At 62.8% G+C, this 26615-nt stretch carries 25 protein-coding genes and 1 other RNA gene; 6 read left to right on the forward strand and 20 right to left on the reverse strand.

From position 1 onward, the window contains the following. Nucleotides 1-16: 16 nt before the first annotated feature. The 8 genes from AOP79_RS00505 to AOP79_RS00540 are packed head-to-tail and all read right to left on the reverse strand — an operon-like array spanning nt 17 to nt 6212. Entirely contained in the window at nt 17-790 is a 774-nt protein-coding gene (locus AOP79_RS00505; protein ID WP_062069319.1) for an MBL fold metallo-hydrolase, read from the reverse strand. Beyond that, nucleotides 790-1593: a glutamate racemase gene (gene murI / locus AOP79_RS00510; RefSeq protein WP_062069322.1), complete on the reverse strand. Its 804-nt coding sequence runs from the start codon at nt 1591-1593 to the stop codon at nt 790-792. The genes AOP79_RS00505 and murI overlap by 1 nt, the downstream gene beginning before the upstream one ends. Further along, on the reverse strand, nt 1586-2245 hold the full coding sequence (locus tag AOP79_RS00515) for a DUF2017 family protein (protein ID WP_062069325.1): 660 nt from the start codon (nt 2243-2245) through the stop codon (nt 1586-1588). The genes murI and AOP79_RS00515 overlap by 8 nt, the downstream gene beginning before the upstream one ends. Then, nucleotides 2242-2529, reverse strand: a complete 288-nt coding sequence (clpS, locus tag AOP79_RS00520) for an ATP-dependent Clp protease adapter ClpS (protein WP_062069328.1) — start codon at nt 2527-2529, stop codon at nt 2242-2244. The genes AOP79_RS00515 and clpS overlap by 4 nt, the downstream gene beginning before the upstream one ends. A 45-nt stretch (nt 2530-2574) precedes the next feature. Continuing rightward, nucleotides 2575-2859 carry a DUF3039 domain-containing protein gene (locus tag AOP79_RS00525; protein ID WP_062069331.1) on the reverse strand — a complete coding sequence of 95 codons (285 nt, stop codon included), beginning with the start codon at nt 2857-2859 and terminating at the stop codon, nt 2575-2577. Between the two features lie 35 nt (nt 2860-2894). After that, on the reverse strand, nt 2895-4493 hold the full coding sequence (locus AOP79_RS00530) for a hypothetical protein (RefSeq protein WP_062069334.1): 1599 nt from the start codon (nt 4491-4493) through the stop codon (nt 2895-2897). Then, entirely contained in the window at nt 4469-5239 is a 771-nt protein-coding gene (locus AOP79_RS00535; RefSeq protein ID WP_062069338.1) for an ABC transporter ATP-binding protein, read from the reverse strand. Before AOP79_RS00535 ends, AOP79_RS00530 begins: the two co-directional genes overlap by 25 nt. 7 nt (nt 5240-5246) lie before the next feature. Further along, on the reverse strand, nt 5247-6212 hold the full coding sequence (locus AOP79_RS00540; RefSeq protein ID WP_062069341.1) for a calcium/sodium antiporter: 966 nt from the start codon (nt 6210-6212) through the stop codon (nt 5247-5249). Nucleotides 6213-6368: 156 nt separating this feature from the next. Between AOP79_RS00540 and AOP79_RS00545 the strand changes: the two genes are divergently transcribed. Then, nucleotides 6369-8924 carry an InlB B-repeat-containing protein gene (locus AOP79_RS00545; protein WP_062069344.1) on the forward strand — a complete coding sequence of 852 codons (2556 nt, stop codon included), beginning with the start codon at nt 6369-6371 and terminating at the stop codon, nt 8922-8924. Nucleotides 8925-9057: 133 nt separating this feature from the next. Beyond that, a complete protein-coding gene (locus AOP79_RS00550) occupies nt 9058-10131 on the forward strand; it encodes a fatty acid desaturase family protein (RefSeq protein ID WP_082093241.1) in 1074 nt (357 codons plus the stop codon). Nucleotides 10132-10283: 152 nt separating this feature from the next. On the opposite strand, the gene AOP79_RS00555 is transcribed toward AOP79_RS00550, so the two are convergent. Then, nucleotides 10284-10925 carry an AbiV family abortive infection protein gene (locus tag AOP79_RS00555; protein WP_062069347.1) on the reverse strand — a complete coding sequence of 214 codons (642 nt, stop codon included), beginning with the start codon at nt 10923-10925 and terminating at the stop codon, nt 10284-10286. 231 nt (nt 10926-11156) lie between these two features. Here AOP79_RS00555 and AOP79_RS00560 point away from each other — a divergent pair, with 231 nt between their 5' ends. Next, on the forward strand, nt 11157-13175 hold the full coding sequence (locus tag AOP79_RS00560) for a leucine-rich repeat protein (protein ID WP_062069350.1): 2019 nt from the start codon (nt 11157-11159) through the stop codon (nt 13173-13175). Here AOP79_RS00560 and AOP79_RS00565 read toward each other — a convergent pair. The 5 genes from AOP79_RS00565 to AOP79_RS00585 all read right to left on the reverse strand — a co-directional run bounded on the left by AOP79_RS00565 (nt 13161) and on the right by AOP79_RS00585 (nt 16342). Further along, on the reverse strand, nt 13161-14117 hold the full coding sequence (locus AOP79_RS00565) for an aldo/keto reductase (RefSeq protein ID WP_062069353.1): 957 nt from the start codon (nt 14115-14117) through the stop codon (nt 13161-13163). The two genes, AOP79_RS00560 and AOP79_RS00565, sit on opposite strands and share 15 nt — an antisense overlap. A 181-nt stretch (nt 14118-14298) precedes the next feature. Further along, entirely contained in the window at nt 14299-14625 is a 327-nt protein-coding gene (locus tag AOP79_RS00570; protein WP_201774422.1) for a helix-turn-helix domain-containing protein, read from the reverse strand. Nucleotides 14626-14670: 45 nt separating this feature from the next. Next, the gene (locus AOP79_RS11905; protein WP_174435648.1) at nt 14671-15096 is read right to left on the reverse strand and encodes a type II toxin-antitoxin system RelE/ParE family toxin; all 426 of its coding nucleotides are present in this window, start codon (nt 15094-15096) and stop codon (nt 14671-14673) included. 246 nt (nt 15097-15342) lie between these two features. Then, nucleotides 15343-15710, reverse strand: a transfer-messenger RNA (tmRNA) gene (ssrA, locus tag AOP79_RS00580). A gap of 62 nt (nt 15711-15772) precedes the next feature. Next, a complete protein-coding gene (locus AOP79_RS00585) occupies nt 15773-16342 on the reverse strand; it encodes a TetR/AcrR family transcriptional regulator (protein ID WP_062069356.1) in 570 nt (189 codons plus the stop codon). Nucleotides 16343-16495: 153 nt separating this feature from the next. Here AOP79_RS00585 and AOP79_RS00590 point away from each other — a divergent pair, with 153 nt between their 5' ends. Beyond that, nucleotides 16496-19153, forward strand: coding sequence for an MMPL family transporter (locus AOP79_RS00590; protein WP_062069359.1), 2658 nt, complete (start codon nt 16496-16498; stop codon nt 19151-19153). A 10-nt stretch (nt 19154-19163) separates the two neighbouring features. Beyond that, on the forward strand, nt 19164-20129 hold the full coding sequence (locus AOP79_RS00595; RefSeq protein ID WP_161794199.1) for a serine hydrolase domain-containing protein: 966 nt from the start codon (nt 19164-19166) through the stop codon (nt 20127-20129). Here the strand turns inward: AOP79_RS00595 and AOP79_RS00600 are convergent. The 5 genes from AOP79_RS00600 to ftsE form a co-directional block, all read right to left on the reverse strand. Beyond that, the gene (locus AOP79_RS00600; RefSeq protein ID WP_062069362.1) at nt 20093-21028 is read right to left on the reverse strand and encodes a formate/nitrite transporter family protein; all 936 of its coding nucleotides are present in this window, start codon (nt 21026-21028) and stop codon (nt 20093-20095) included. The two genes, AOP79_RS00595 and AOP79_RS00600, sit on opposite strands and share 37 nt — an antisense overlap. Nucleotides 21029-21084: 56 nt before the next feature. Then, on the reverse strand, nt 21085-21549 hold the full coding sequence (smpB, locus tag AOP79_RS00605; protein WP_062069365.1) for an SsrA-binding protein SmpB: 465 nt from the start codon (nt 21547-21549) through the stop codon (nt 21085-21087). Nucleotides 21550-21732: 183 nt separating this feature from the next. Next, nucleotides 21733-23160 (reverse strand): M23 family metallopeptidase, encoded by a 1428-nt coding sequence (locus AOP79_RS00610; RefSeq protein WP_062069369.1) that lies wholly within the window; start codon nt 23158-23160, stop codon nt 21733-21735. After that, complete coding sequence (ftsX, locus tag AOP79_RS00615; RefSeq protein WP_062069372.1) at nt 23157-24068, reverse strand: permease-like cell division protein FtsX; 912 nt, start codon at nt 24066-24068, stop codon at nt 23157-23159. Before ftsX ends, AOP79_RS00610 begins: the two co-directional genes overlap by 4 nt. Continuing rightward, entirely contained in the window at nt 24068-24760 is a 693-nt protein-coding gene (gene ftsE / locus AOP79_RS00620; protein ID WP_062069375.1) for a cell division ATP-binding protein FtsE, read from the reverse strand. The genes ftsX and ftsE overlap by 1 nt, the downstream gene beginning before the upstream one ends. A gap of 269 nt (nt 24761-25029) precedes the next feature. Here ftsE and AOP79_RS00625 point away from each other — a divergent pair, with 269 nt between their 5' ends. Continuing rightward, complete coding sequence (locus AOP79_RS00625) at nt 25030-25449, forward strand: DUF1801 domain-containing protein (RefSeq protein ID WP_062069378.1); 420 nt, start codon at nt 25030-25032, stop codon at nt 25447-25449. 3 nt (nt 25450-25452) lie between these two features. Here the strand turns inward: AOP79_RS00625 and prfB are convergent, their stop codons facing one another. Continuing rightward, nucleotides 25453-26565: a peptide chain release factor 2 gene (prfB, locus tag AOP79_RS00630; protein ID WP_062069381.1), complete on the reverse strand. Its 1113-nt coding sequence runs from the start codon at nt 26563-26565 to the stop codon at nt 25453-25455. Between the last annotated feature and the right edge of the window lie 50 nt (nt 26566-26615).

The raw sequence follows: 26615 nt of genomic DNA on the forward strand, positions 1-26615 counted from the left end.
AGCCTAACGGCCCTTGTCAGACCTCGAAGTGTTGCCCTGGATGCGCGAGGGTGGTCTTGCCTGCATAGGTGCCTACGGCTTCGGCGAGCACGTTGGCGCAGTCGGTCCACGGTGGGATGTGGGTGAGGAGTAGGTGCTCCACTCCGGCACTCTCTGCGGTGGCTCCCGCATCGGCGCCCGTCAGGTGCACGCCACGGTCGTGGTCATCGGTGCTGAGGTATGTCGCTTCGCAGACAAAGAGGTCCGCGCCGGCGGCAGCGACCTCGAGTCCGTCGCACACGTCTGTGTCACCGGAGTAGGCGATCACGGCCGATGCTCGTGTGGGCTTCGAACTTGGCCCCTCGATCCGCAGGGCGTAGGCGGGAACGGGGTGGGTGACGGCTTCACAGGTCAACAGCACAGGGCCGATGCGGGCCTCGCCTGACGCCTGCCACACGATGGGGGTGAGGACGTCGGAGTGGCTGCTGGCGCCACGGAGTTGATCGATGCGTCCGCTTGCTCCGAAGGGCGCATACACGGGCACGGTGGTGGGGCCGTCGGGGTGGTGCTTGAGGTAGACGTGCAATGCGGCGAGGTCAGCGCAGTGGTCGGGGTGCAAGTGAGTGATGGCGACGGCATCGAGTTGGCGCGGATCGCAGTAGCGCTGCAGTGCTCCTAGTGATCCGGAGCCCATGTCGAGCGCGATGCGCCACGTCTTGCCGGCATCGTCTGTGGCCTCGATGAGGTAACACGACGCCGGGGACGCAGGTCCCGGGACGGAACCTGAGCATCCCACCACGGTGAGGCGCATCAGCTGAGGCGCTCCACTGACGTCACGACGGGCCCTAAGAAACGTTGCGCATGCTGTTCGAAGCGCGCTGTCTCCCCCGTTGCGGAGAAGCGATGGTCTGCGAGCCCGCGCGGTTCATGTTCGAGGCCGTGTGCGGTGAGTGCGCGGTAGACGTCGATTGCCGTCTCGGTAGCGGAGTCCACGAGCGTCACGTCGGGGCCCATGACGTAGCCGATGGCTCCGAGAAGCATCGGATAGTGAGTGCAGCCAAGAATGAGCGTGTCGACATCGGCCTGCTGCAATGGCGCCAAGTATTCACGCGCCACGTCAATGACCTCTGGCCCTGACGTAATGCCGGCCTCCACGAACTCCACAAACTTGGGGCAGGCCTGAGAGAACACGTTGACGTCGGGCGCAGCGGCGAGTGCATCGTCATAGGCGCCTGAGGTGATGGTCGCAGTGGTGCCAATCACGCCCACGCGGCCGGACTTGGTCAGCGACACGGCACGCCGGACGGCGGGCACGATGACCTCGACCACGGGGACGCCGCGCTCGCGGGAGAAGCGTTCGCGGGCGTCACGGAGAACGGCGGCGGATGCGGTGTTGCATGCAATCACCAGCATTTTGACGCCGTCGTCGACGAGGGTGTCCATGATGTCGAGCGCGTGTTTGCGTACGTCAGAGATAGGCAGGGGCCCGTATGGTCCGAACTTGGTGTCGCCCACGTAGTGGAGGGACTCGTGGGGCAATTGGTCCATGATGGCGCGCGCCACCGTCAGACCACCTACGCCTGAGTCGAAGACTCCAATGGGTGCATCAGACAACGTCGCCGCCTTCCTGGGGGTTCTCTGGTGGGATGCGTTCGCCGGTCAAGCAATCCATGAGTGATTGTTGGAGCCATCCAAGGGACTCAAACACCATGCCCATCCAGATGCGCTCGGCACCGGGCTGGTCATCGACGTGCCCGTCGCTGCCCATGGATTCGAGGATTTCGCTGCGCAGCACCTCGGTGTCGTCGTCGCTGCGGATGTGAAGACGGCTGGCGAGCACTAGGCGCACGTCGGTGAGGGCCGATGCCGTGGCGAGCCCGTCTTCGAATGGCACCATCCAACTGGTGGAGTCGCCGCTGAGGCCTTCCCACATGGTGTGGAGGCGGGCGATCTTGAGGTTGCGGACGTCGTTCTCGGTCAGACGGCGGAACTCTTCTGCGATTTCACGGTCGTCAAGGGACGCGGTGGGCAGTAGCGCAAGGAGTGCGGGGTCGGCGGGCTCCTGAGCGCTTTCGGTGATGTTGGCAAGGGGCGCCAAGAGGTCCTCAGCGGCGCTCGATGCCTCCCGGTCCACGGGTGGTTGCATGCCGAACTGGTCGGAGCCAAGGAGTAGTGCAACATCCGCGATCAGTCGGGCTACGACGGCACGCTCTTCCTCGTCGAGTTCCGCGACAAGGCCGTCTCCGGTGGCCGTGAATCCCTTCACTCGCCGCTCCGTTGGTAGGTCGCGTGGAGTCCGTAGCCGTGCATCGCTTGCACGTCGACTTCCATCTTCTCGCGAGGGCCGGAGCTGACCACGGAACGTCCGCGCTCGTGCACTTCCCACATGCGCGCTTCTGCTTCCTCGGCGGTGAACTCAAAATAGGTCTGGAAGACGTATGAGACGTAACTCATGAGGTTGACTGGATCGTTCCAGACGATGGTGACCCAGGTGTCATCGACTCGGGTCGCGACTGCGCCCTCGTGGTGGAGTTCTTCCTGGGTTGACACGTTTCCTACCCTAGAGCGCTTGTGCTCATCTGTGGGGGAACCTGGTTAGTCGTCGTCGCCTTCGGAACCGAATGCGCCGTCAATGATTTCCTTGCATGCGGGGCATACCGGGAACTTCTGAGGATCGCGGCCAGGAACCCAGACCTTGCCGCACAGAGCAATCACGGGGTCGCCGGACATTGCCGACTCCATGATCTTCTCCTTGCGCACATAGTGGGCAAAGCGTTCCGCGTCACCGGGCTCCGCCATCTCCCGGGTGTCGACCCGTTCGATCGTGGTGGTGCCACCCTGGGGGGAGGACTGTGGCTGCGCGTTGTCGGTCTCGCTCATGGGGAACAGTCTACGACGCTCGCGCGCGTGCGTCCCTAAGACACTGCCCCGATCAGGGCGCCCGTGCGGCGGTTGTAAAGCGACCCCGCGGCGGAGGCCCCTCCCCACAGTCCCGCGACACCCATGGCTACGCCCGTCACGAGCGCCATCCACCCCCAGCCGGCGTGCACCGTCAGGGACAAAATGAAGGGCACGGTGACGAGCGGCAACACCATCAGCGTGGCGATGGAGGACACCAACTGGGCGGCCACGGACGCACCAAGTGACCCCACTTCAGCACCGAACGGGCTCTCCCCTGGCGCCGCTGCACGGTATGGCAACGCCACGGAACTGAGCGCGGAGATCCCGAGCGTGACTCCTAGTGTGCCGAGGGTTGCGCCCACCAGACCTGGGGCATCGGCCCACCTGCCGGTCCATGCGAGCACCCCGATGGCTGCCAGCAGCACTGCCGGGACCGCCCAGACGGCGACTGCTTGCAGGCGTCCGTGCATGACGGCGCGGCCGTGCTTCCCAGAGACGATGTCCATCCACAGTGCGGTGGAGTCGAGGGCGACGTCGTTGTGCCGGCCCCAGCCGATCGACGATGCCAGCAGCACTGGGGCAGCAAATCCCCACCTGGGGTCAAGTTCCAGAATCGGCATCACGAGAACAAAGAACACTACCGGCAACGCGGCCACGCCCACGGCATTGACGATGTAGCGGGCATCTGTGGCCCACGAGATCAAGAGGCGTGCGCGGACGGCACGAGTGGGGGCATCAGCCCTCCACCATGCAGGCTCGGCGTCGCTCGCCCGGGTGAGGACAGCATCGGTCCTACGCCGCCGGCCCCCTCCCCGGTAAACCGGGTGCGTAAGCGTGTAAGCGATGGCTCTCTTCCACGCCCACATCAGTAGCACCAGGGTTGCGGCCATCAGCACCAGCCGCCACACAGCACCCGTGATGTCCCCCGCTACCCATGCGCCGGGTGCCGCAACACCGGCACCAATCGGGGTGCGGGCGAGCCATTCCCCAGCGACGGGAACAGTGGTTTCCAGTCCAGCTTCAAGTCCGTCGCGCAGAAACGCCCAGCCCGCGACGCCCACCATCACCACAGCCAGGCCGATGCTCAAGAACAGCAGAGTGCGGCTGCGACGGTTGTTGACGGCTCGCGTGCTCCACGCCACACAGACCCGTGCGCCCACCACCATGACCGCGACTGTCAGCACCGCACCGATCACGGCCACGACCTGCGCGGCCGGCTCGTCGTAGCGCCAGCCTCGGGACAACACGAGGAAAACAATCATGAAGAACAGTGCTGGCACGGTGAGGAATGCGGAGGCGGTGAGTCCCGGCAGCAAGGTGCGGGCCTTCACACCCCAGGTCGCAAACTTCCCCGGGTCCAGAGTGTCTTCGAGGCCGGTGACCATGAGGGGCACCACCCACCACCCCACCACACACACCGTGGCGAGGATGACGACGATGGTGGTGCGGACATCGGCCGGTTGAAACCCCAGCCATGTTTGCGCCCACCACACGAGCGGAATCAGGGTCAGCGACCACACCGCGCCACCGATGAGAAGAAGTGCCCGCCACCATTCGCGCTGCAATTGGTGGGCGACCACGGTGTACTTCAGTCTGAGGAGTGTCGCAACCATGACAAGTCCCGCTGATCTGAGGTGTCTCCCACGAGGCCCACGAACCGGTCTTCGAGGTCTTGGCCTGCGCGCACGTCGTCCAAGGTCCCGGCCGCGAGGATGCGGCCGCCTCCCACGACGGCGACGTGGTCACAGAGGCGTTCGACGAGCGCCATGACGTGACTGGACATGATGACCGTTCCACCGGATGCGACGAACGCCTGCAGGATGCGGCGAATCGCGCCCGCCGAGACGGGGTCCACCGCTTCGAAAGGTTCGTCCAACACCAGGACTCGCGGGGCGTGCACGAGGGCACATGCGAGCGCGATCTTTTTGGTCATGCCCGCGGAGAAGTCCGTGACTAACGTGCTGCCCGCGGAATCCAAATCGAGGGCTGCCAGGAGGTCATCGCGCCGCTCGCGCACCGTCTCTTTGGCCATGCCCCGCATCAGTCCGGCATAGCTAATCAGTTCGCTGCCGGTGAGCCGGTCAAAGGTATGCAGTCCGTCCGGTAGCACTCCCACTAGCGGCTTGGCACGTGCGGGCTCGGCCCACAGATCGATGCCGTGCACGAGGGCCTGGCCGGAATCAGGGGTGAGGAGGCCGGTGGCCATCGACAACGTGGTGGTCTTCCCGGCACCGTTGGGTCCCACTACGCCGTAAAACGAGTGAGTGGGGATCGTCAGGTCGATGCCGGCGACGGCCTCGGTGGCTCCGAACCTTTTGCGTAGCCCACGGAGTTCAAGTGCGGGTGTCGGGGTGGACATTGGCCAGTTATCCCGCAGTCGCGACGAGGAACACGGTGTACCCGAGCCACAGTGCGAGCAGAACAGAGCCCTCAAGCCGGTTGATTCGTCCGTCGGACTTCCAACGGAAGCCAAAGATGACCACCAAGAGGGTCAACCCCATGAGGAACGGGAAGTCGCGATTCAGCAGGTCGGGCGTGACGACAGCGGGGTGGATCAGGCCGGCGATGCCCACCACACCGAGGGTGTTGAAGAGGTTGGAGCCGATGACGTTGCCGAGCGCGAGGTCGTTCTCGCCCTTGCGGGCGGCCGCGAGAGCCGCGGCGAGTTCCGGTGCGGAGGTACCGATCGCGACGACGGTCAGGCCGATGACCAGGTCAGACCAGCCCAGCGATTCCGCGATTTCGACGGCTCCCCACACCAGTACGCGCGAGGACACGACCAGGAGCACAAGGCCCACGACCAACCATGTCCACGCGGCCCTTTTGCTGATGTTCTGGCTGGTGGCCTGCTGCTCCACGTCGTGCGCGAGGCCATCTCCTTGATGTTGCTTCGCTGACAGAATTTGCCACGTAATCAGCACTGCAAGCAGCAGTGCGAGCGCGCCAGCGTCGCCGCGGGACAGCTCGCCGTCGCTCATCAGCAGCCATGCGATGGCGGTGACGACAATCAACAGCGGCAGTTCCTTGCGCAGGATTCCGCGCTTCACCGCAATGGGGAGCACGATGGCCGCGGTGCCGAGGATCAGGCCGATGTTTGCGATGTTGGAGCCCAGGGCGTTACCGAGCGCGAGCTCTGGGTCGCCGTCGGCGGCCGCGAACGCTGAGACCACCATTTCTGGTGCTGACGTGCCGAAGCCGATGACGAGCATGCCGATCAGCAGTGGAGCCATTCCCAGGAAACGGGCCACGGCGGCGGCGCCGAGAACGAACTTGTCGGCGCTCCAGGCGAGGACGCCGAGGCCAACGAGAGTGGCGATGATGGGGACAAGCATGGGACGAGCGTAGTCGGCTCGTAGCCACTGAGCGTGACTGCATCAGGCGCGTGTGCTTGAGCGCAGTGCACCAAGTGAAAAAGTCCACACAAAACTAGATTGCATACGCTGACGCATGTAATGTACGGGAGCGTGAGAACTCTGGGAGGGGAACCCATGCTTGTAGGTCAACGAGGACTGTCCGTTGCAGTACTGATCGCGCTATTCAGCGCGGTGCTCGTCAGCGTCGCGCCAGCGGCACGCGCGGCAGAGATCGGCGGGGGGCTTTCCGGACAGTGCTTCGAGGACCCTACGTCCGGAGACATCGACGGCTACATTCAGGGCTCCGCGGACGTCACAGGGAGTGAAGACACGTCCGTCAGCGTTCCGGCCAGTTTCAACGACGGCGTGCGCACCTGCGATACCTACTGGGTCGAGCCCTATGCCCTTCGGGACAAAGGCATCACCGATCTGACGGTGGCGGCAGGTGACATCCAGTTCGCGTCCGGCGCCGCCTCAGGCAATCCGCTCGAGACGTTCACCATTGGCACCGGGGCCAAAGTTACAGCCAGTGCCGTCGCACCCTATCGCTATGGATGGGATTTCAACGGGTGGACGTCCACACCGGGCGGCACCACGCCGACGGCCTGGGCTTCTCCAGCGGCGGAGACCAAGACGTATTACGCCATGTGGTCAAGGACGCAGTTCACCATGAGGTTCGACTTCCGCGACGGTGGCGTCACCCCCACCCAGAGTGCGCAATACGCGTACGAGACTTCGTACCTTGACATCTCCTTCCCTGCTATTCCGGCTCGCGAACACTTCACGTCGCAGGGCTGGTACACCACGACTAACCCGTCCTTTCCGGCACAGTCCGGTGGCAAGGTTTATGGAAATGCAGATTTCCACGTCAAATGGGACGCTGCGGAATACACCACCACGTTTGATTCCAACGGTGGCTCTGCCGTGGCACCGCAAACACTTGACTACCCAGGAGTCTTGACGGAGCCTGCGCCCACGCGCGAGCACTACACCTTGATGGGGTGGAAAACCACCGGAGGCGACTGGTGGGACTTCGCCGATGCACCCGAGTCCGACATGACGCTGACGGCCCAGTGGGAGGTCAACCAGTATCCGGTGACGTTTGACTCCAACGGAGGCTCCGCAGTGTCACCGCAGTCCGTCACGTATTTGGACACTGCCACGGAGCCCAGCGATCCGGCCCGCGAGCACTATGCGTTCACCGGCTGGTACGACGGCGCTTCCCTGTGGGACTTTGACACGCAGATCACCGGACCGGTGGGCCTCACTGCTCACTGGGATCCCAACGTCTATGCGGTCACTTTTGATTCTGCTGGCGGCAGCGCTGTAGCAAGCGAGGACGTCACGTACCCCGGAACGGCGAGCGAGCCCACCGCGCCCACGCGCAGCGAGTACGTGTTCGCAGGGTGGGAGGACCCGTCCGGTGATCCGTGGTCGTTTGGCACCACGGTCACAGAGGACGTCGAGCTCACGGCCACATGGGAGTCAGCCCACGTCAATGATACGTACTTCACCTACACCGTTGACCCGCTCACGGACTCGTTTACGGTGACGGGCCTGACCCCTGCAGGTGAGACACAGTCGCACCTCTCGCTTCCATGGAAGGTGGAAGTCGCGGGCCATACCTTTACCCTGCGAAGCATTGCCGACGGCATCTTTGAAAACTCCGATGCCATAGAGGACGTCGCGCTCCCGCAAGGTGCGTCGATCGTCATCTCAGATCTGGACCTCGGCACTCCCGTCCGCATGCATTACACGTTTGACGACTGGGCTGTCACGCTTGGCGGCGTCCGCACCCGGGACCTGAGCACCCTTCACGGCGGCGGCGTGGTGTGGCACGACGTCTACGGCACCAACGAATCTCTGGTCCCGTACTTCACACCCAACACCTACACGGTGACCTACGACTCAACGCACGGCAGCGCAGTTCCCAGCGAGGACGTCACGTACCCCGCGACAGCGGCAGCGCCCACCGATCCCTCAAGCGAGCACTACACGTTCGCCGGATGGCTGGACAGCGCCGGTCAGCCATGGAGTTTCAGCACCACCGTCACATCGAACATGACCCTCACGGCGGCATGGGCTCCGTTGACGTACACCGTCACCTTTGACCCAGCCAACGGCGATGCCGTGGAAAGCGTCGAGGCGACGTACCCGTCGCCGGCCGCTCCGGCATCGGCGCCCTTCAAAAGCGGGTACACCTTCTCGCACTGGACGGACAACGCGGACTCCACGTGGGACACCACTGCGACGGTGACGGCCGATGCGGCACTGACCGCCGTGTACACCGAGAACGAGCGTATGGTCGCTGGCCCGCAAAGCGCACTGCCAGGAGAGACCATCACCATTGCAGGGCGCGGCTTCGACCCCGGCGAGTCCGTGGAGGTTGAGTTGCACTCGACGCCCGTCCTACTCGCCAGCACTACGGCCGATGCCTCGGGCGCCTTCTCGATAGAGGTCACCATCCCAGAGGACATCTCCCCCGGCGAGCACACATTGGTCTTGGCCGCAGGTACGGGAACGGCGGAAATGCCATTCACCGTGACCGCACCGACCGTGATGGCACAGGCAGGTGAGATGCTCGCGGCCACCGGTGCGCAGGCCTGGCGCTCCACCGCTGTTGTAGCGTTCGCCGTGTTCCTTCTGGGCCTGGCGCTGGCATGGCGTGGACGCCGCATCGCAGGTATTTGAGTGATTGCGGCACGCCCGCGAAAAAGGGGTGACAACTAACCTACGGTCGCGTAGGGTGTAGTTATCCGCGTGAGTTCTGCTGACGCATACAGCGGCTGGGAAGTCGATACGCCCCCATGATTTTCGGAGACGCATGACTCGATCGCCCAACGTTGGCAACGTCATACCCCTCAACCACGTGACGCACCGCTTTGCGGAGCTTGCGGCAACCATCCGCGACACCGGGTTGTTGCACCGCGCCTACGGCTTCTACGCCGGGTTCGGCGGCGCACTGGTTCTTGCGATGGCTGGAGTCATCACTGGGTTCATCTTGCTGGGCGACTCGTGGTTCCAGCTCCTCATTGCCGCAGCGTTGGGCATCGTGCTCACTCAGGTCGCATTCCTGGGCCACGAAGCCTCCCACCGCACCGTATTTAAGTCAGGCCCCGCCAACGACCGCCTGGGCCGCGTGCTGAGCGCCCTCGTCGTGGGCATCAGCCACCAGTGGTGGATGAACAAGCACTCCCGCCACCACGCCAACCCCAACAAGCTTGGCGCCGACCCCGACATCGAGAAGGACACCATCTCCTTTGTCGAGGAAGACGCCCGTGAGGCCCGCGGCATCGTCCGCTGGATCACGCAACGCCAGGGATGGCTGTTCTTCCCCCTCCTCACCTTCGAGGGCCTCAACCTTCACTACCGTTCCGTGGCTTCGCTGTTCGCCTTCGGCACCCGCAAGCAGCGCTGGACCGAACTCCCGCTGATTGCCGGCCACTTTGTGCTGTACCTCGTACCGGTGTTCATGTTCCTGCCACTCGGACTCGCCTTCGCCTTCATTGGCGTGCAGATGGCCGTATTTGGCGTCTACATGGGCGCCTCCTTTGCCCCCAACCACAAGGGCATGGGCATTGTGGCCGAGGACGCCAAGATGGACTTCCTGTCCAAGCAGGTCCTGACCAGCCGCAACATCAGCGGCGGCTGGGGAATGAGCATCCTCACCGGTGGCCTCAACTTCCAGATCGAGCACCACCTGTTCCCCAACATGGCGCGCCCACACCTAATCCGCACCCGCGAGATTGTGCGCGAATACTGCGAACAGCACTCCGTGCCTTACACGGAGACCACGCTCTTCGAGTCCTACGCGATCGTCATCGAATACCTCAACCAGGTAGGCCTCGCAGCACGAGACCCCTTCGACTGCCCCGAGCGGGTGTCAATGGGGCGTTAAGCCTCCACGCCTCCACCAAAGACCCCTGGTGCACCTGCTGGTGCGCTGGGGGTCTTTGCGTTTCTGGGGCCTTCGGACACACGTGGGCCTTTTGTGTGCACTCAGGGACTCCGAGGGCAAAGGGGATCGACTGTTCGAGCCGATGACGCCACCTATCGAGTGCCCCAAGGCGGCCGGCGCGACTCCGAGATTGGCCTGACGAGGGAAAGGGTTTCGACCATGTCTGGCATACAGTCGCGGTCGACGTCCGCGAGCAACGCGTCGCAGTGCATCACCTGCAAGCAAAGTTGGGCTGCGATCACAATCTCATCGGCAAGACGAGGTCTGTCGATACTTTTTGGGACGCTAAGGGTCCCGTCGTCTTGCAAATCTACGTAGAACCCGCGTTGCTTGTCAGCGTCGGCCGCGCGAGCGAACCTTCGGTAGAGGTCTCTCACCTCACCGTCGCTTAGAGCGACAGTTTCGCCGAAGTTCTCGTCAGGAGGAACCGTCCAGAAGAACCGAACGATCTCCGACGCCTCGTGCGCGGTTGCAAACTTTTCTATGTGGCTTCGCCCGTGGTCGCGCAGCCGGGGCACGTTCACGGGCTCGCCTGACCCAGACTTCCACCCCTCCCAGCACGCGTCGAAGACCCATTCGGACTTACCGAGCTCCTCCTGCGCAAGCACTATGAGCGACTGAGCGCGAGCAGGCGAGGTTGGGTACAGCACGTAGGCATCAACGATGAGGCCAGCAGCGTTGTCCACGAGCGACCGCCACAACGCGCGCCCTCGCTCTGGAGTAAACATCGTCATATCGCCAGGCTAAGGGGTCAACTGGCCAGGTTCGTAGGAGGACTGCCCAGGAGGGTGCAATCTCGAGCCACTCCGGCACCACGGGGCCACGGGGCCACGGGGCCACGGGGCCACGGGGCCTCAACACGGACATACCGGACATCGCTTGATTAGATACATGGGCGTATGTAATGTATTGCCTGCATCCGCACATGCCCACGTCTGACCGCAATACACCTGAGGACCACACCTATGCGCACCGCCGCCAAGGCCCTATCCGCCCTCGCCGCCTCCGCCCTCGCCGGAGCCGCACTCATCGCCTCCGCTGCGCCAGCATCGGCCTCCCTTCGTGATGACGACAGCGAACTCGTTTTCACCGACAACGGCGACGGGACCGCCACCATCATTGGCTGCGCCAGTTGGTGCCCCGCAAACCTCACCATCTCTGAGGAAGTAAGCGTTGGCGGATCAACGTGGCAAGTCACCCACATTGGAGACGACGCGTTCGAAGACGAGTACATGGATTCCGTGGACCTCCCCGAAGGCATCATCTCCATCGGCAACAATGCCTTCGACGGCAACAGCTTCACCGAGATCGACCTCCCCAGCACCCTCACCTCAGTGGGTTCCAACGCATTCTCATGGAGCGAGCTCGGGGACCTCACTATCCCCGCTGCACTCACCAACATGGGCACCGATGCGTTCAACTTCGCAGGAATCACCAGCATCACCTGGGAGGGCTCACCCACCACGATTCCCGCGGGCGCCTTCAGCTACAACGCGCTGGACACGCTCACCCTGCCAGCAACCGTGACAAGCATCGGCGACTCGGCCTTTGCGGGCGACGGCCGCCTTTCGACAGTCACGCTCCCTGCTGGACTCCAAAGCATCGGCAACGGTGCCTTCTCAGGAACGTACGGGCTGACCACCGTCACCTACCCCGGCGCACCCGCCGGCATCGCGTTCCCTCCCAACCTCACCAGCATCGGCGACTATGCATTTGAGTACAGCAGCCTCGCTGGTCGACTCACCCTCCCCACAGGGCTCACGACGTTGGGCCAAGGCGCCTTCTCCGACAACTACCTCACTCATGTCACTCTCCCCGAGACCCTGACCGTGCTACGTAACGGCATTTTCTCCAGCAATGAGCTGATGTCAGTAACGATTCCAGCAACTGTGACGAGCATCGAACCGTTCGTGTTCGAAGGCAACCCCCTCGAAATCATCACCTTTGAAGGGTCACAACCGACCATCGGGCAACAGGCACTCGGCACATACTCATTCAGCAACAACGGCTACTCCCCCGCCACAATCATCTACAACCTCGCGAACTCCGGCTTCGGCCACCCCACCTGGAAGCCCTACAACACCGGATGGCCGCAGTACGACGACATCGAGCACCCCACAACCCCGTATGTCACCGTGGCCTTCATCACGGACGGACACCCCTATGGGCCCGACCCGCAGACAGTCCAGCTAGGCGGGACCCTCATGGAGCCCACACCCCTGACCGCGGCGGGCAAGACGTTCCTTGGCTGGTCCACCACTGAAGATGGGCCTGTCCTGTGGGACTTTGACGCGAACGCCGTCGATAGGGTGATGAGCCTCTACGCGCAGTGGGACGTTGAGACGTACGACGTCACTTTCGACTTCGGTCACGGCAACTCCCCCACCGCTATCGAAGTCGAGCACGGCTCCACAGTCACGGCACCCGAGGCTCCGTTCGTGCCAGGCCACCGCTTCTCCGAGTGGCTCCACGCCGGATTACCCGCCGACCTCGACGCAGCAATCACCGGGCCCATGACCTTCACTGCCGCCTACGACGCCAGCGTCTACACACTCACCGGTCCCGCCAGCGCCGAGCCCGGGGACACCATCACCGTCTCAGGCACCGGATTCGACCCACTCGAGCCCGTGGAGCTGGAACTGCACTCCACCCCACAAACGCTCGGCACAGTCAATGCGGACGCCAACGGTGACTTCACTACGGCCGTCACGGTGCCCACAGACGCTACGGCAGGGCAGCACACCGTGGTCGCCATCGGCGCTGCGGGCCAAGCCGAGAGTGCCCTAGACGTCACCGTCCCGGCTACCGATACAGCCGACGACAGCGATACGGATACGGCCGATGCCGGTACAGGTGAGACGACACCCACCGGCAGCTCGCTGGCCGCCACAGGACCAGAGAACCTTGCTGGACTGGCTACGGCCGCAGGAGTTCTGCTTCTGCTCGGGCTCGCTTTGGTTCAGCGACCGCTACGCAGGAAATAGCGACTCAATGAGCCCCACCTGATCCGGGGTGGGACGCCAGTGAGACGATGCCGCATTCTGGGCTACCTGCTCAGGCTTCGTGGCACCAGCAATGACCGATGACACCCCAGGACGCGACAGGAACCATCCGAGCGTGGCCTGCAGCATCGTCACATCCCAGTCATCACAGAGTGCTTGGAAGGCTTCCATAGCGTCCCAGTCAGCATTCTGAGCAATGTGTGGGCGCTGGCGGGCAATGCGGGAGTCCTCGGGCATGTCAGTGCGCGTGAACTTACCGGTGAAGAGGCCGTTGGCCAGCGGGAAGAACGGCAGGAAGCCTGCCCCGGCATCCTCGGCCGCGGCGAAGCGTCCATCATTCTCGACCGCCCGGGCAATGAGACTGAGCTCATCCTGACTCGATGCCAACCCCGGGAATCCGTGGGCGCTTACCGCCGCTGCGGCCTCTCGCAACTGCGCCGCCGTGAACTGGGAGACGCCGTACGCACGGATCTTCCCCGCCTCGACGAGTTCCGCGAGCGCACCCAAGGTGTCCTCGACGGGCACCGAGGGGTCGGGCTGGTGCTGCTGGAACAAATCGATGCAGTCGGTCTGCAAACGCTCAAGAGACGCGTCGAGCGCGGCACGCAGGTACTCGGGGGAACCCTTGGGGCCTAGGCCATCCAAGGGGGTCTCCACTTCCGTGAAACCAAACTTTGTAGCAAGAACCACCTCGTCGCGGCGCCCGCGGAGCGCGTTGCCCATCAGCGTCTCACTGAGGCCCCACTCGCCTCCGTAGAGGTCCGCGGTGTCAAGGAAGGTCACGCCAGCATCGATAGCGGCATCGAGCACCGCAGTGGTGCCTTCCTGGGTGACTGACACCGTTCCGGTGCGGCCAAAGTTGTTGCACCCCAGACCCATCGCGGAGACGGTGAACGGGGCGTGTCCTAAGCGTCGCTGTTCCATACGCCCACGGTAACTGCTGCGCCCACTGTGCGCTTGTACCGTCCCTGACATCGGCAGGACTGGATGTGGCGCCGCACGTGCGTACTCTGGCGCCGTGCCCAGACTGAACAGGTCAGGGGCGGTTCTGCGCTTGCTTGTCAGGCTGCTCGTTTCAGGCCTGGCCCACCTGGACGACTGCAGATCAGGCTCGAGCGGCCTCTTCTGTCAGAGAAACCCGCGCTCCCAACGCATATGCAAGTTTTTCCACTGTGGAGAATGTGGGATTGCTCGCACCGCTCTCGATTCGGCTGATCTCAGCTTGCTGTACTCCGGAAAGTGCCTGCAGCTCGGGTTGAGTCAGTTCTTTCGCTCGGCGCAAACGGGCGATCTCAGCACCAAACTCAGCTCGCTGATTGATCTCTGCGCTAAAGACTTGGCGCGCCGCGGTGTTAACGCTGCGAGCCTCATCCGACCAGCCCGCGCGCGACTCTTCCGCGATGTCGCTGAATTTTCTCCCCACGATGACCACCTCCTCGATCGACTTACTCAGTATGTGTCAAAAGACATAACCGTGTCAATGCTCAGCAATCGGCCTCGATCTCCACCGGGCTAGTCGCTTGCGCGCACGTTGAATCTCACGCTGCTGTCGCTTTGAAGACGCATCGCGCCGCTTGTCATACCCGCCGAGCAAAAGGATGACCTTCGCGCCGTAGAAGGTGCAAAAGACACGGAGGAGTACCTGACGGCCTGCGTCCACAGTGATGAAGGAATCGCTGGTGCCGTATGCGCGAAGGATTGCCGTGAGGGAGCGTCGGACTCGAAACTCATACAGTCCGCCGCCAAGCGATTTGCCCCATTCAGTTGTGCATATGTCGATACCCAGCCGCTCCAGTACATGAGTGACGGCTGCCTCGAGAACAGCTTGCTCATACTCGGGCAGCTTCTTGAAGAACCTCTCAAAGTCACCGTCATCGGTGTCCTGTGCCGACCACTCGCCCATAGTCCCCCTTCTGAACTGCCACCGTCGCCCGTGGACGACACATCGCAGAGGCCCAACGCTGGCAACATCGGGACCCTGACGTCCCTCGACTTGCCAACGGGTATCTAGTGGGCACGTTACCGAGCAGGTCTGACAAGCCCACCGGGCTAGCCCAAGACTAGGAAAATGGAGCACCACGCAGAAACACCTCGGTCGCCACACCCAGCGAGGGGCGTGGCGGCCGAGGGTCACTCAACAGGGATGAATACGTGGAGATGGCGGGAATCGAACCCGCGTCCGCATGTACGACGACAGATCTTCTCCGGGCGCAGTCTGAATAATCAGTGTCTCGGACCCGCACGACCTTCAGACAAGCTGTGCGATAGCCCCAGCCACCTAAGAGTCCCGAGCCGCCCGGTGACGAGGCGACTCAGCAAGTTCCCTAGATGACGCCAGGAACCAGGTCGGGAACTACCCTGGGCTGACGGACTTCGAGGCTCGCTTAAGCAGCGAGGGCGAAGTCGGTGCGCTTGGAATCGGCACCTATTGGTTTGCCACGAGCGTTAACGAGATAACGTGACGTCCTCGGCCCGCTTCCTCTGAGGAAAGCACACACGTCGAAACCGATCATCCCCTGTGCAGTTGTGCTTCTAGTCTACGCGAGGATCCGGTACCGGCGATAGCCCTCTCGGGCACCTCACGCAGGTTCGGGTGCCGTGTCCACACCACCGGGTCCCACGAGGACGTGCCACATCCATTGCGAGGCCACGCCCGCGTCTTCTCTGGGCTCGCGCACCAGCCATGTACCGACAACTCCCACAACTGCTCCGGCCACTCCCGCAGCCATCACCTCGGCTGGCACTTCTGTGCGTCCGGGTTCGCCGCTCTGCTCTGTTCTGAGCACCGCATCGTGAATGTGACCACGAAGGCGTGCAAGGACGATGCCGTAGCCGGGTTCGGTGAAAACGCGACGGTAGAGATCGGCGTGCTCGTCGATGTGGCCCAGGAAGGTCACGAGCGCCTGCGGCGGCTCATCCGTCAGTTCGGAAAGTTCTGGGAGTTGGGCGCCTGCTTCTTCGGCCACGAGGTCGAGGGCGTCTGCGAGAAGCACTTCTTTGTCGGAGTAGTGCTGGTAGAACGTTGAGCGATTCACTCCAGCGGCCGCGGCGATGTCGCCCACGGTGACGTTGTCGAGACCGTGCTCGCGCGCCAGCTCAAACAAGGCACTCTGCAGGCTGCGGCGGGTCCTGGCGACTCTTGCGTCCATCGCACCATTGTGCCTCACCGATGGTCGGTCGAGGCTCCCAAACGCCCCGTTATCCAACACTTGTCGGTTTACTCACATGACCTGGTCTACACTGGACGCCGAGCAACACGCTCCCTGAGTTTTTCCTGTCACTCACCGTGAAAGGTCCCCTTCGTGGCCAACTTCCTCTTTAACCTCGGACGGTCCTCCGCCCGTCGTCCCTTTGTCGCGATCATCGCGTGGGCTGTCGCCCTCATCGCATCGGCAGGGTCGTTCCTCGCCTTCGGCGGTACCCTCACCGATTCGTTCTCCATCCCAGGCACGGAGACGCAACGAGTCACCGATCAGCTCTCCGAAGAGATCGAAGGACTGGACGGCGCCACTGGGCGTGTGGTCTTCCAAAGCACGGACGATGCCGAACTCACCGCCGAGCAGCAGTCACAGATCAGCGCGGCACTGGCTGACGCGGCTGACGTGGACGGCGTCGCTGCAGTGATTGACCCATTCGAGACCGAGGCACAGCTCGAGGAGCAGACCGCACAGCTGGAATCCGGTGCAACTCAAATCGACGAGGGCCGTGCGGAACTCGACGCCGGGCAGGAACAGCTCGATGCTGGCCTCACCGAGGCACAGAGTGGTCAGGAACAGCTTGACGCCGCCCAGGCCGAGCTCACAGCCCAGCAGGAAACGCTCGACGCAGGCCAAGCAGAACTCGACGCCGCCATTGAGCAGGCGCAGGACGCAGGTGTCTACGAAGCAGGCAAGGCACAGTTCGATGCGCAGCAAGCCGAGATCGATGCCGGCCAGGCTCAGATTGACGCGGCCCAGGCTGAGATCGACGCTCAGCAGGAGACACTGACCGAAGCCCTGAACACCGCAGCCGAGCAACAGTCCCAGATCGACGAGGGCTACGCAGAACTCGAAGAACAGGCCACGCAGCTCGACCTCGCCCAGCAGTTGGCAGACAATGCCTCAGAGATCCGCGCCGTGTCCGCCGACGGCACCACTGCGCTGGGTGCTGTGAGCTTCACGGACGACTTGCTGACGCTCCCCCAGGAAGAAAAGGACGCCGTCATGGCGGCCATCGAAGGCGCAGACATCGACGGTGTCGACGTGTTCTTCTCCTCCGAACTGTCGCAGGAAGTTGCCGGAATCCTCGGCCCAGGTGAGATTGTCGGCGTGCTGCTGGCGCTCGTCGTCCTCTTCGTCATGATGCGCGTCGTCTGGCCTGCCCTCACCCCGATCATCACGTCGGTCGTGGGCGTCGGTGTGGGTGTCGCCGCATCGCTGTCGCTGTCCGGCAGCATCACCATGTCCTCAGTGACCCCGGTCCTTGGCGTGATGCTCGCACTCGCAGTCGGCATTGACTACGCGCTGTTCATCATCAACCGCCACCGCCTCAACCTGAAGCGCGGCATGGACGTGTACGAGTCGATCGGGCTCGCCAACGGCACCGCGGGCAACGCGGTGGTGTTCGCCGGCTCCACCGTGTTGATTGCGCTGCTCGCACTCAACGTGACGGGCATCCCGTTCATCGGCGTCATGGGCAACGTGGCAGCGTTCTGCGTGTTCATCGCTGTCCTCGTCGCCGTCACCTTGGTGCCCGCGGTCATGGGCCTGGTGGGCATGCGCGCCATCTCCAAGAAGTCACGCGGCCGCGTTGGTGAAGCAGCAGAGCCCGAGGCCCCCTACACACCGATCAAGACCGGTCGCGCATGGCTCAGAGTCATCGGCGGCGTGGCTGTCCTCGCCATCATCGCGATCCCTTCAGCCAGCATGCGCCTTGGCCTTCCCGGCGGAGACCAGGAACTGCCCGACTCGTCCGCCTACCAGGCGTACACGATCATCGATCAGAAGTTCGGTGAAGGCCTCAACGGCACCCTGCTGGTCACCGCAGACCTGCCCGAGGCAGTCGGCGAAGACGGCGTCCTTCAAGCTCAGGTGGACGTAGAAAACGCCATCATGACCAACGAGGACGTCGCCGCAGTCGCACCTGCAGGGGTCTCCGAGGACTACGACTTCCTCGCGTTCCAGGTCATCCCCAAGGAAGGCCCCAACGCGGAATCCACCGAGCAACTGGTCCACGACCTCCGCGACCAGTCCCCACTCGAGGACGGCACCGAACTCGGTGTCGCGGGCTCCGCTTCCGGAAACATCGACATCTCAGAGAAGCTCTCGGATGCCCTGCCGCTCTACCTCGCAGTCGTCGTGGGCCTATCCCTGCTGATCCTGATCGTGGTGTTCCGCTCCCTCGTGGTGCCGCTCATCGCAACCCTGGGCTTTGTGCTGAGCCTGTTCGCGGCATTCGGTGCAGTGACAGCGATCTACCAGTGGGGCTGGCTCTCCGACTTGTTCGGCGTCCACTCCCCTGGCCCAATCCTCAGCTTCCTGCCCATCATGCTGACCGGAATCCTCTTCGGTCTCGCGATGGACTACCAGCTCTTCATCACCTCAGGAATGCGTGAGGCATACGTCCACGGCAGCACCGCACGTGAATCCGTGGTTGCCGGAATGCGCCACGGCAAGGCAGTGGTGACGGCAGCGGCCATCATCATGGCCTCGGTGTTCGGAGGCTTCGTGTTCTCCCACATCACCATGATCCGGCCCATGGGCTTTGGTCTCGCAGCCGGCGTGCTGTTCGACGCGTTCCTGGTCCGCATGTACATCGTTCCCGCGCTCATGACGATTGTGGGCGAAGGGGCTTGGTGGATGCCCAAGTGGCTCGACAAGATCCTGCCCAACGTGGATGTCGAGGGTTCCGCTTTGGAGCGCGAACACCCCGTCCCCACATCCACGATTGAGGCTGACAGCAAGGACTCGTCGGCCAACTAAAGTCGTGGTCATGGAATCTCTTCTCGATACCGTCCGGGCCTCGCTGCCACAACGCCATGAGCAGGTGATGATCGCCGTCGCAAAGGACGGCGCCACCGCCAGCAAGACCTATGGCGCGGCAGCGGGCGCGGACGGCGAGATCGGGTCCATCACCAAAGGACTCACAGGCCTGCTGTACGCCCAAGCGCTCGCACGCGACGAGATCGACTCGACCACCACACTCGGCGACCTCCTCGACCTTGGGGACTCCCCAGCATCGGCCCTGCTTCTGGGTGACGTAGCGATCCACCGCTCCGGGTTGCCACGGCTACCAGAGTTCCCCAAAGAGACCTCTATGCGGACGCGCGTGAAGGCCATGAAGCGTGACGGCACCGACCCTTACGGCGACACCCTGGACGAGTGGCTGGCCTTCACACGCAACACACGCTTGCGCCGCGCACGATTCCGCTACTCGAACCTCGGGTACTCGCTCCTGGGCCACGCCCTCGCCAAGGCCGCGGACAAGCCCTACGCGACGCTGCTGGACGAGCGGGTGCTCCGTCCCGTTGGCATGCACGATGCGTACGTGGCAGTCACACCGAGCGACCTGCGGGCGTCAGCGCTGGGAGGCAAAGCGAAAAACGGGACCAGCCAGTCCGCCTGGACCGGCGAGGGCATCGCGCCCGCGGGAATGGTCCGCGCCACCGCCAGCGATCTTGAGGCGCTGGTTCAGGGACTCGCAGGAATCACCGAACTTCCGGGGGCCGATGCTCTTGAACCCCAAGCAAAGGGACAGCCGCCTACACAGGTGGGAGCAGCGTGGATGATCACCCCAGCTCGCGGCCGGATGGTGACGTGGCACAACGGGATGACTGGTGGCTTCGCATCGTTCGTGGGTGCAGACCGCGATGCGGGCATCGCCGTGGGAATCATGACGGCCGTGGCCGCCGATGTGACCCACTACGGCTTTAAGGCCATCGACTCCGTACTCGCCTGAGTCTCCGCGCGCTCCTCAGGCTTGACCTCGACGGAGACACTGTCGACGGGCTCTGGCCTCGACGCGGAGTCAAGGTCGTGGCGAGGCTCGTCAGCCGGCTCGGGCGTGACCACGCGGTCGGATGCGTAAGGTCCACCGACGAACGCGTAAGACAAGCCAATCAGTATGAGGCCGCCCGCCAGGTTGCCTAGGCCTACCCACAGCAGCATCCACAAGAAAGAGGACACAGACACGGTGACGGTGCTGGCGCCCACCAGTCCCAGACCAAAGATGGTCATGTTTGCGACCACGTGCTGGAACCCCGAGGCGATGAAGCCAAAGACACCCCAGAAGATAATGATGGCCTTGGCAGCTTCGCTCTGCACTCGTGACGCTGCCCAGATTGCACCGCAAACGAGCACGTTACACATGACCGCTTGAAAGAACATCTGGGTGGGAGGCAAGTCCATCTTCGAGACCAACGCGCCGTCGAGCATCCCCAGGGTTGAAGGCGCGGTGAAGATCCCCGACAAGTGCAGAATCCAGGCCAGGCCCAGTGAGCCCACAAGGTTGCCTACAAAGATGACGAGCAATGTCCATGTGGCTTGCCACCAAGAAATCGTCTTACGGATAGCGCCCATCGGCAGGGTCATCATGGCGGAAGTCGCGAGCTGCCCGCCCGCAAACAACACGAAAGTCAGCGCAATAGCGAAGACCGCGCCTGAGACTAGCTTGGTGGCAGGTGATCCTCCGATATAGAACGGGCCTGCGGCAGAGAACATGACGTAGACACCGGCACCAACCCATATTCCCGCAAGCATCGACGACACGGTGAAGCGCCATGGATGGTTCTTTGCCTGTGCGACTTTAGCGACGGCATCGTCAGCTTGGCCATCAACGGCTGCGGGGATTGTCTTCACGTGTTCAAGATACGTGCCGATCAGATGCCCAGGTAAGGACTTTAGTCCACGCCCAACTAGTCGTGGCGGCGCAGGCTCATGGCCCGCTGGGCCTCGCGAGTATCCTGCTTTTCGCGCAGCGTCTGACGCTTGTCGTAATGCTTCTTACCCCGGCCGATGCCGATCTCCAGCTTCGCTCTACCCTTCACAAAGTAGAGCTTGAGCGGGACGATGGTGAAGCCCTTTTCCCGAGTCTTGATCAGCAGAGCATCGATCTGAGCGTGGTGCAGCAGAAGCTTACGCTTGCGTCGTGGAGCGTGATTGGTCCACGTTCCCTGGACATACTCCGGAATGTGGACGTTCTCCAGCCAGGCCTCGCCATTGTCAATGTGAATGTAGCCGTCGCCAATAGCCGCACGCCCCATGCGAAGCGCCTTCACCTCAGTGCCACGAAGCACCAGGCCAGCCTCGAAAGTGTCGTCGATGAAGTACTCGTGCCGAGCAGCACGGTTGGTCGCTACGACCGAAATGTCGTCAGCCATCCTTCACCTCCATCAATCATCGTGAGTCTTCCACGCCCGTCCACGGCCCACAGTCATCTCACAGGAATCGTGCGCGGGATGCCTTCCCAGGCACCCGCCGTGGTCGTTGGCAGGAACCATGAGTGTAGGTGATGACAGCGAACCCGAGCCACCTCGGACTCCCGTGTTCGCCGTGCACTCAATCTAGTTGAGCACCGACATCGGGTTCACGGTGGGCCCGTTCACATACATCTCAAAGTGCAAGTGGCACGCCGTCGAGGTACCAGTGGTACCCGAGTAACCGATCAACGTCCCCTGCGAAACCCGCTGTCCAGAGCTGACTGCGAAGCTCGACAAGTGGTTCGAACTCGTCATGATGTTGTCGCCACCCACGTTGCCGTGATCGATCAGCACCTGGTTACCGAAACCGCTGCGGTACTTGGACCACACCACCGTGCCTGCCGCCGACGCGTAAATCGGAGTACCGCAGTACGCGCGGAAGTCGGTTCCTGCGTGAAGACGCCAATACCCGAGCACCGGGTGGTAGCGCATGCCATACGAGGACGTGATGTACACGTTCTTGGTCGGGTAATCGAAGTAGCCACTGGAGCTCGCCCCGCCACCGGAACTTCCTCCAGAGCTACCGCCCGAGCCACCACCGTTGTTGGCGTTCGCCTCAGCCTCCGCATCGGCCAATTCCTGCTCGGCTTCGCTCAGGGCATCAGCCGCGGAACTCTTCTGGGCAAACAGCGCCTGGACCTCGTTACGGATCTGCTGCTGCAGTGCGTCGTTTTCCTTCTGCTCCGCCACCAGCCGTGCGCGCTCAGCCTCAAGGGCTTCCTTCGCCTCCGCCTGCTCGATTGCCAACGCCTCAACCTCAGCCTTGGCATCGGCCGCTTCCTGGCGCAGCCCTTCAAGTTCAATCACCAAAGCATCGGCTTCAGCCTTCAGTTCCTCGATGTAGACCCGCACCGCCTCCTGGCGCACCGCACGGTTGCGGTTTACTGCGGCAATCTCCTCGAGTTCCGTCAACGTATTGGACTGCACACGCGACGCCGACTCTTGCGCCATGTACTCATCCACGAACTCACGGGCATTCGCAGCGCCAAGAACGATGCTGAGCGACGCATTGAGCGAGGTGCCCTGATACGCCTCGTAGGCAATGGCGGCTACCAATTCCTGCAGTTCCGCAGTGCGTTCCTCGTCAGCGGCAATCTGCGCGGTGATGGCCTTGTCCTGCGCCTCCGCAGTCGCCAACTTGTCCGCCACAATCCCCTGCTCGATCACTGCGGCATCAACGGCGGCCTGAGCCTCGTCGAGCGCGATCTCCAACTCCGCGAGTTGGGCGTTGAGATCATCGAGCCGCTCCTGCGCTGCGACGAGCTCCTCATCAGTGGTGTCGATAGCGGAGTCCAGAATTGCGGCCTGGTCCTGCGCAGACGCCTTCTGATCGTTCGCATCGGACAGTTTGTCCTCCGCCGCGTCAAGAGCATCCTGCTGCTTCTCGACCTCATCCTCCCAGTCAGAGACGGAAGCGCCCGCGCTCGTGGAATAGCCCACGGCAATACCGCCCACAATGGCAGCCAGCACCACAGCGGCAATGAGGATGAGTTGACGACGTGCGATGTTCATACGCGTGTGTACCTCTTCAAAGTGAACAGCGACGCGATCAGAGCCAGGCCTACCGCGGCAAGGATCAGCCAAGGCGCAACCGCCCAGACATCGTCACTGCTGATGTAATCCACCCACGGGATCGAGCCAGTCAGCCAGCCCTCAACAAAGTAGCGGACGGCAAACCAGAGGCCAGCGATCGCGAGGATCGCTCCACCCGTGGCGGCGACAGCACCCTCCAACATGAAGGGTGCCTGGATCAGGGAACGGGATGCGCCCACCATGCGCATGATGTTGGTTTCACGCTTGCGGCTCAAGGCGCTCAAGCGGATGGTGGTGGTGATCAGCAGCACTGCAGTGAGCATCATCACTCCTGCAAGAACTGCCGCCAAGATCGTGGCCGAGTTAAGCAACGAGAACAGGTCCTGGAAGACCTCACGCTGGTCGTAGACCGACTGCACGCCAGGTAGCCCAGCCGTGGCATCCGCGACCACCTGGAACTGCTCCGGGTCGTGAAGTTTGATGCGCAACACCGGCGCAAAGTCCTCCGGCTCCACATGCGAATACACGCCCGTGTCGTCAGCCTCAACGATGTTCTCGTAGACCTCTTCGCGGGTCTCCACATAGACCGACTGCACGAGGTCCGAGACGTTGCCCTCCTCGAGCACTTCAAGGATCTCGTCTTGCTGGACGGTCGTGACCGGACCCTCGGCACAGTTGTCCTCAAACGCACCCGGCTGGCATAGGAAGATCGACACCTCGACCTGGCCGTACCAGGCATCTTTGAGTTGCTGAACCTGCATCTGCGTCAAGGCAGCCGCACCCACAAAAGTCAGCGAGACAAAGGTCACGAGCGCCACAGACAGCGCCATCGTGGAGTTTCGCCGTAGGCCGTTCCAGACTTCCCCGGCCACAAACCTCAATCGCATCAGACTGTCTCCAGCCCGTAGACGCCGCGGTCTTGGTCACGCACCAGGCGCCCGCCCTTCAGTTCGATCACGCGCTTGCGCATCTGGTCAACGATCTCGTCATCGTGTGTGGCCATCAGCACGGTGGTGCCTGTCCGGTTAATACGGTCAAGCAGACGCATGATGCCCACGGACGTGCCGGGGTCAAGGTTTCCTGTGGGCTCGTCACACAGTAGGATCGGCGGATGGTTGACGAACGCTCGCGCAATGGCGACACGCTGCTGCTCACCACCTGACAGTTCATGGGGGAAACGGCGTTCCTTGCCAGCAAGGCCCACCAGTTCAAGCATCTCGGGCACAGTCGCCTTCACCTCACGGCGAGACTTGCCAATAACCTCAAGAGCGAACGCAACGTTCTGATAGACCGTCTTGTTAGGCAGCAACCGGAAGTCCTGGAACACCGCACCAATCTCGCGGCGCAGTTGAGGCACACGCCAATTGGACAACCGGTTCAGTTGGCGTCCCGCCACCCACACATCACCACTGGTGGCACGCTCTTCGCGCAGGATCAACTTGAGGAACGTCGACTTACCTGAACCTGAGGATCCCACCAGGAACACAAAGTCGCCGCGCTCAATCTCCACGTCGATACCGTCGAGCGCCGGCCGGGCACCACGACTGTAGACCTTGGAGACTTCGTCGAATCGGATCATCGTTCACTTCAGCACGAGTGGTTGGTCACGCGCTTCCGCAAGAATGGTAAGAACCTGTCAAGCATGAAACGGTCAGGCGCGCCGCGCGCACCTTGTCGCATTTGTCACATACTTTCAGCGCTTCGCCGCAGGTGCGGCACACGTGAGGCACTTAAACGGCGCCGACGTCACCTCCGTGGGACACTCACCTCCGTGGGACACTCACCTACGTCCGCGCTCATCTACGTCCGCATTCACGCAGATCGGCACTCGCCACCCGGAGAGGCACCATGACAGACACTCCCCCACTCCCCGCATCGTTCGATGCCGTCATCGCCGCCTACCCCCGCGAAGTCCGCGAGCGCCTCCTGGAACTGCGTGACTTGGTGTGGGATGTCGCGGAAGGCAACCCCAGCATCGGCCCTGTGGTGGAGACCCTCAAGTGGGGGCAACCAAGCTTCCTGACCCAATCCCCTCGCACAGGTACGACGGTGCGCATCGACCGCATCGGCGCCGGCCACGACGTGGCGGTATTCACACACTGCCAGACCACGCTCGTGGACGAGTTTCGCGCCAAACACGGCAAGCAATTTGATTGCGACGGCACGCGAGGCGTCATCGTGCCCGCAAACGGCAGCCCACTCGAACCCGCACGTGAGCATGCCCTGCGCGATCACATCGAGGCGGCACTGACGTACCACCTGCGCTAAGGACTAGCCTTCCTCGGACTCCTGCTGCTTACGCCAACGGATACCAGCATCGATCAGTCCGTCGAGGTCACCGTCAAACACCACCTGCGGGTTACCGACCTCGTAACCGGTGCGCAGGTCCTTCACGAGCTGTTGGCCGTACAAGAAGTACGAGCGCATCTGATCTCCCCAGCTCGCTTTGATGTCGCCAGCCAGTTCCTTCTTCTGCGCCGCCTCCTCAGCCTTCTTCTGCAACAGCAGACGTGACTGCAGCACGCGCATTGCGGCAGCGCGGTTCTGAATCTGCGACTTCTCATCCTGCATCGACACCACAATGCCGGTAGGCAAGTGAGTCAGGCGCACAGCAGAGTCCGTGGTGTTCACAGACTGACCGCCAGGGCCGGAGGAACGGAAGACATCGACCTTCAGGTCAGATTCCGCGATCTCAATGTGATCGGTCGATTCAATCTGCGGAATGACCTCGACCGCAGCAAAACTGGTCTGGCGCTTGTCCGCAGAACCAAACGGGCTGATGCGAGCCAAGCGATGCGTACCCGCCTCCACCGATAGCGTTCCGAAGGCGTAGGGAGCGTTCACCTCGAAGGTCGCAGACTTGATGCCCGCACCCTCGGCATACGACGTGTCAAGCACCTTGGTCTGATAGCCGTGACGCTCAGCCCACCGCAGGTACATACGCAGCAGCATCTCCGCAAAATCAGTCGCGTCGTCCCCACCCGCACCCGAACGGATCGTGACCACAGCGTTGCGCTCGTCCCACTCCCCCGACATCAGCGTGCGCACTTCCATCGCTGCCAAGTCCTTACGCACCTGCGCAAGTTCGGCATCGGCTTCCGCGAGAGTTTCCGCGTCGTCGCCCTCCACCGCCATCTCGACCAGCACTTCTAGGTCGTCAATACGGTTGCGGAAGGACGCCAAGCGTTCGAGCTCACCGTTCGCAGCACTGAGCTGCTGAGTGACAGCCTGAGCGTTGTCCTGGTCGTCCCACAAATCAGGGGCCGAGGCCTGCTGCTCAAGGTCCGCCACCCGGGCCCGGAGCTTCTCAGGATCAGACACCGCCTCAATCTGTGCGAAGGTCGCGCGAAGCGCAGAAATCTCAGCTTGAAAGTCGGTGTCCACGACAGTCGAGTCTAGTCGGCACTCTGCGAAAGGTGCACCGTGCGCCGTAT

The organism is Demequina sediminicola, from assembly GCF_000975055.1.
In the GTDB taxonomy this organism is placed as follows: domain Bacteria; phylum Actinomycetota; class Actinomycetes; order Actinomycetales; family Demequinaceae; genus Demequina; species Demequina sediminicola.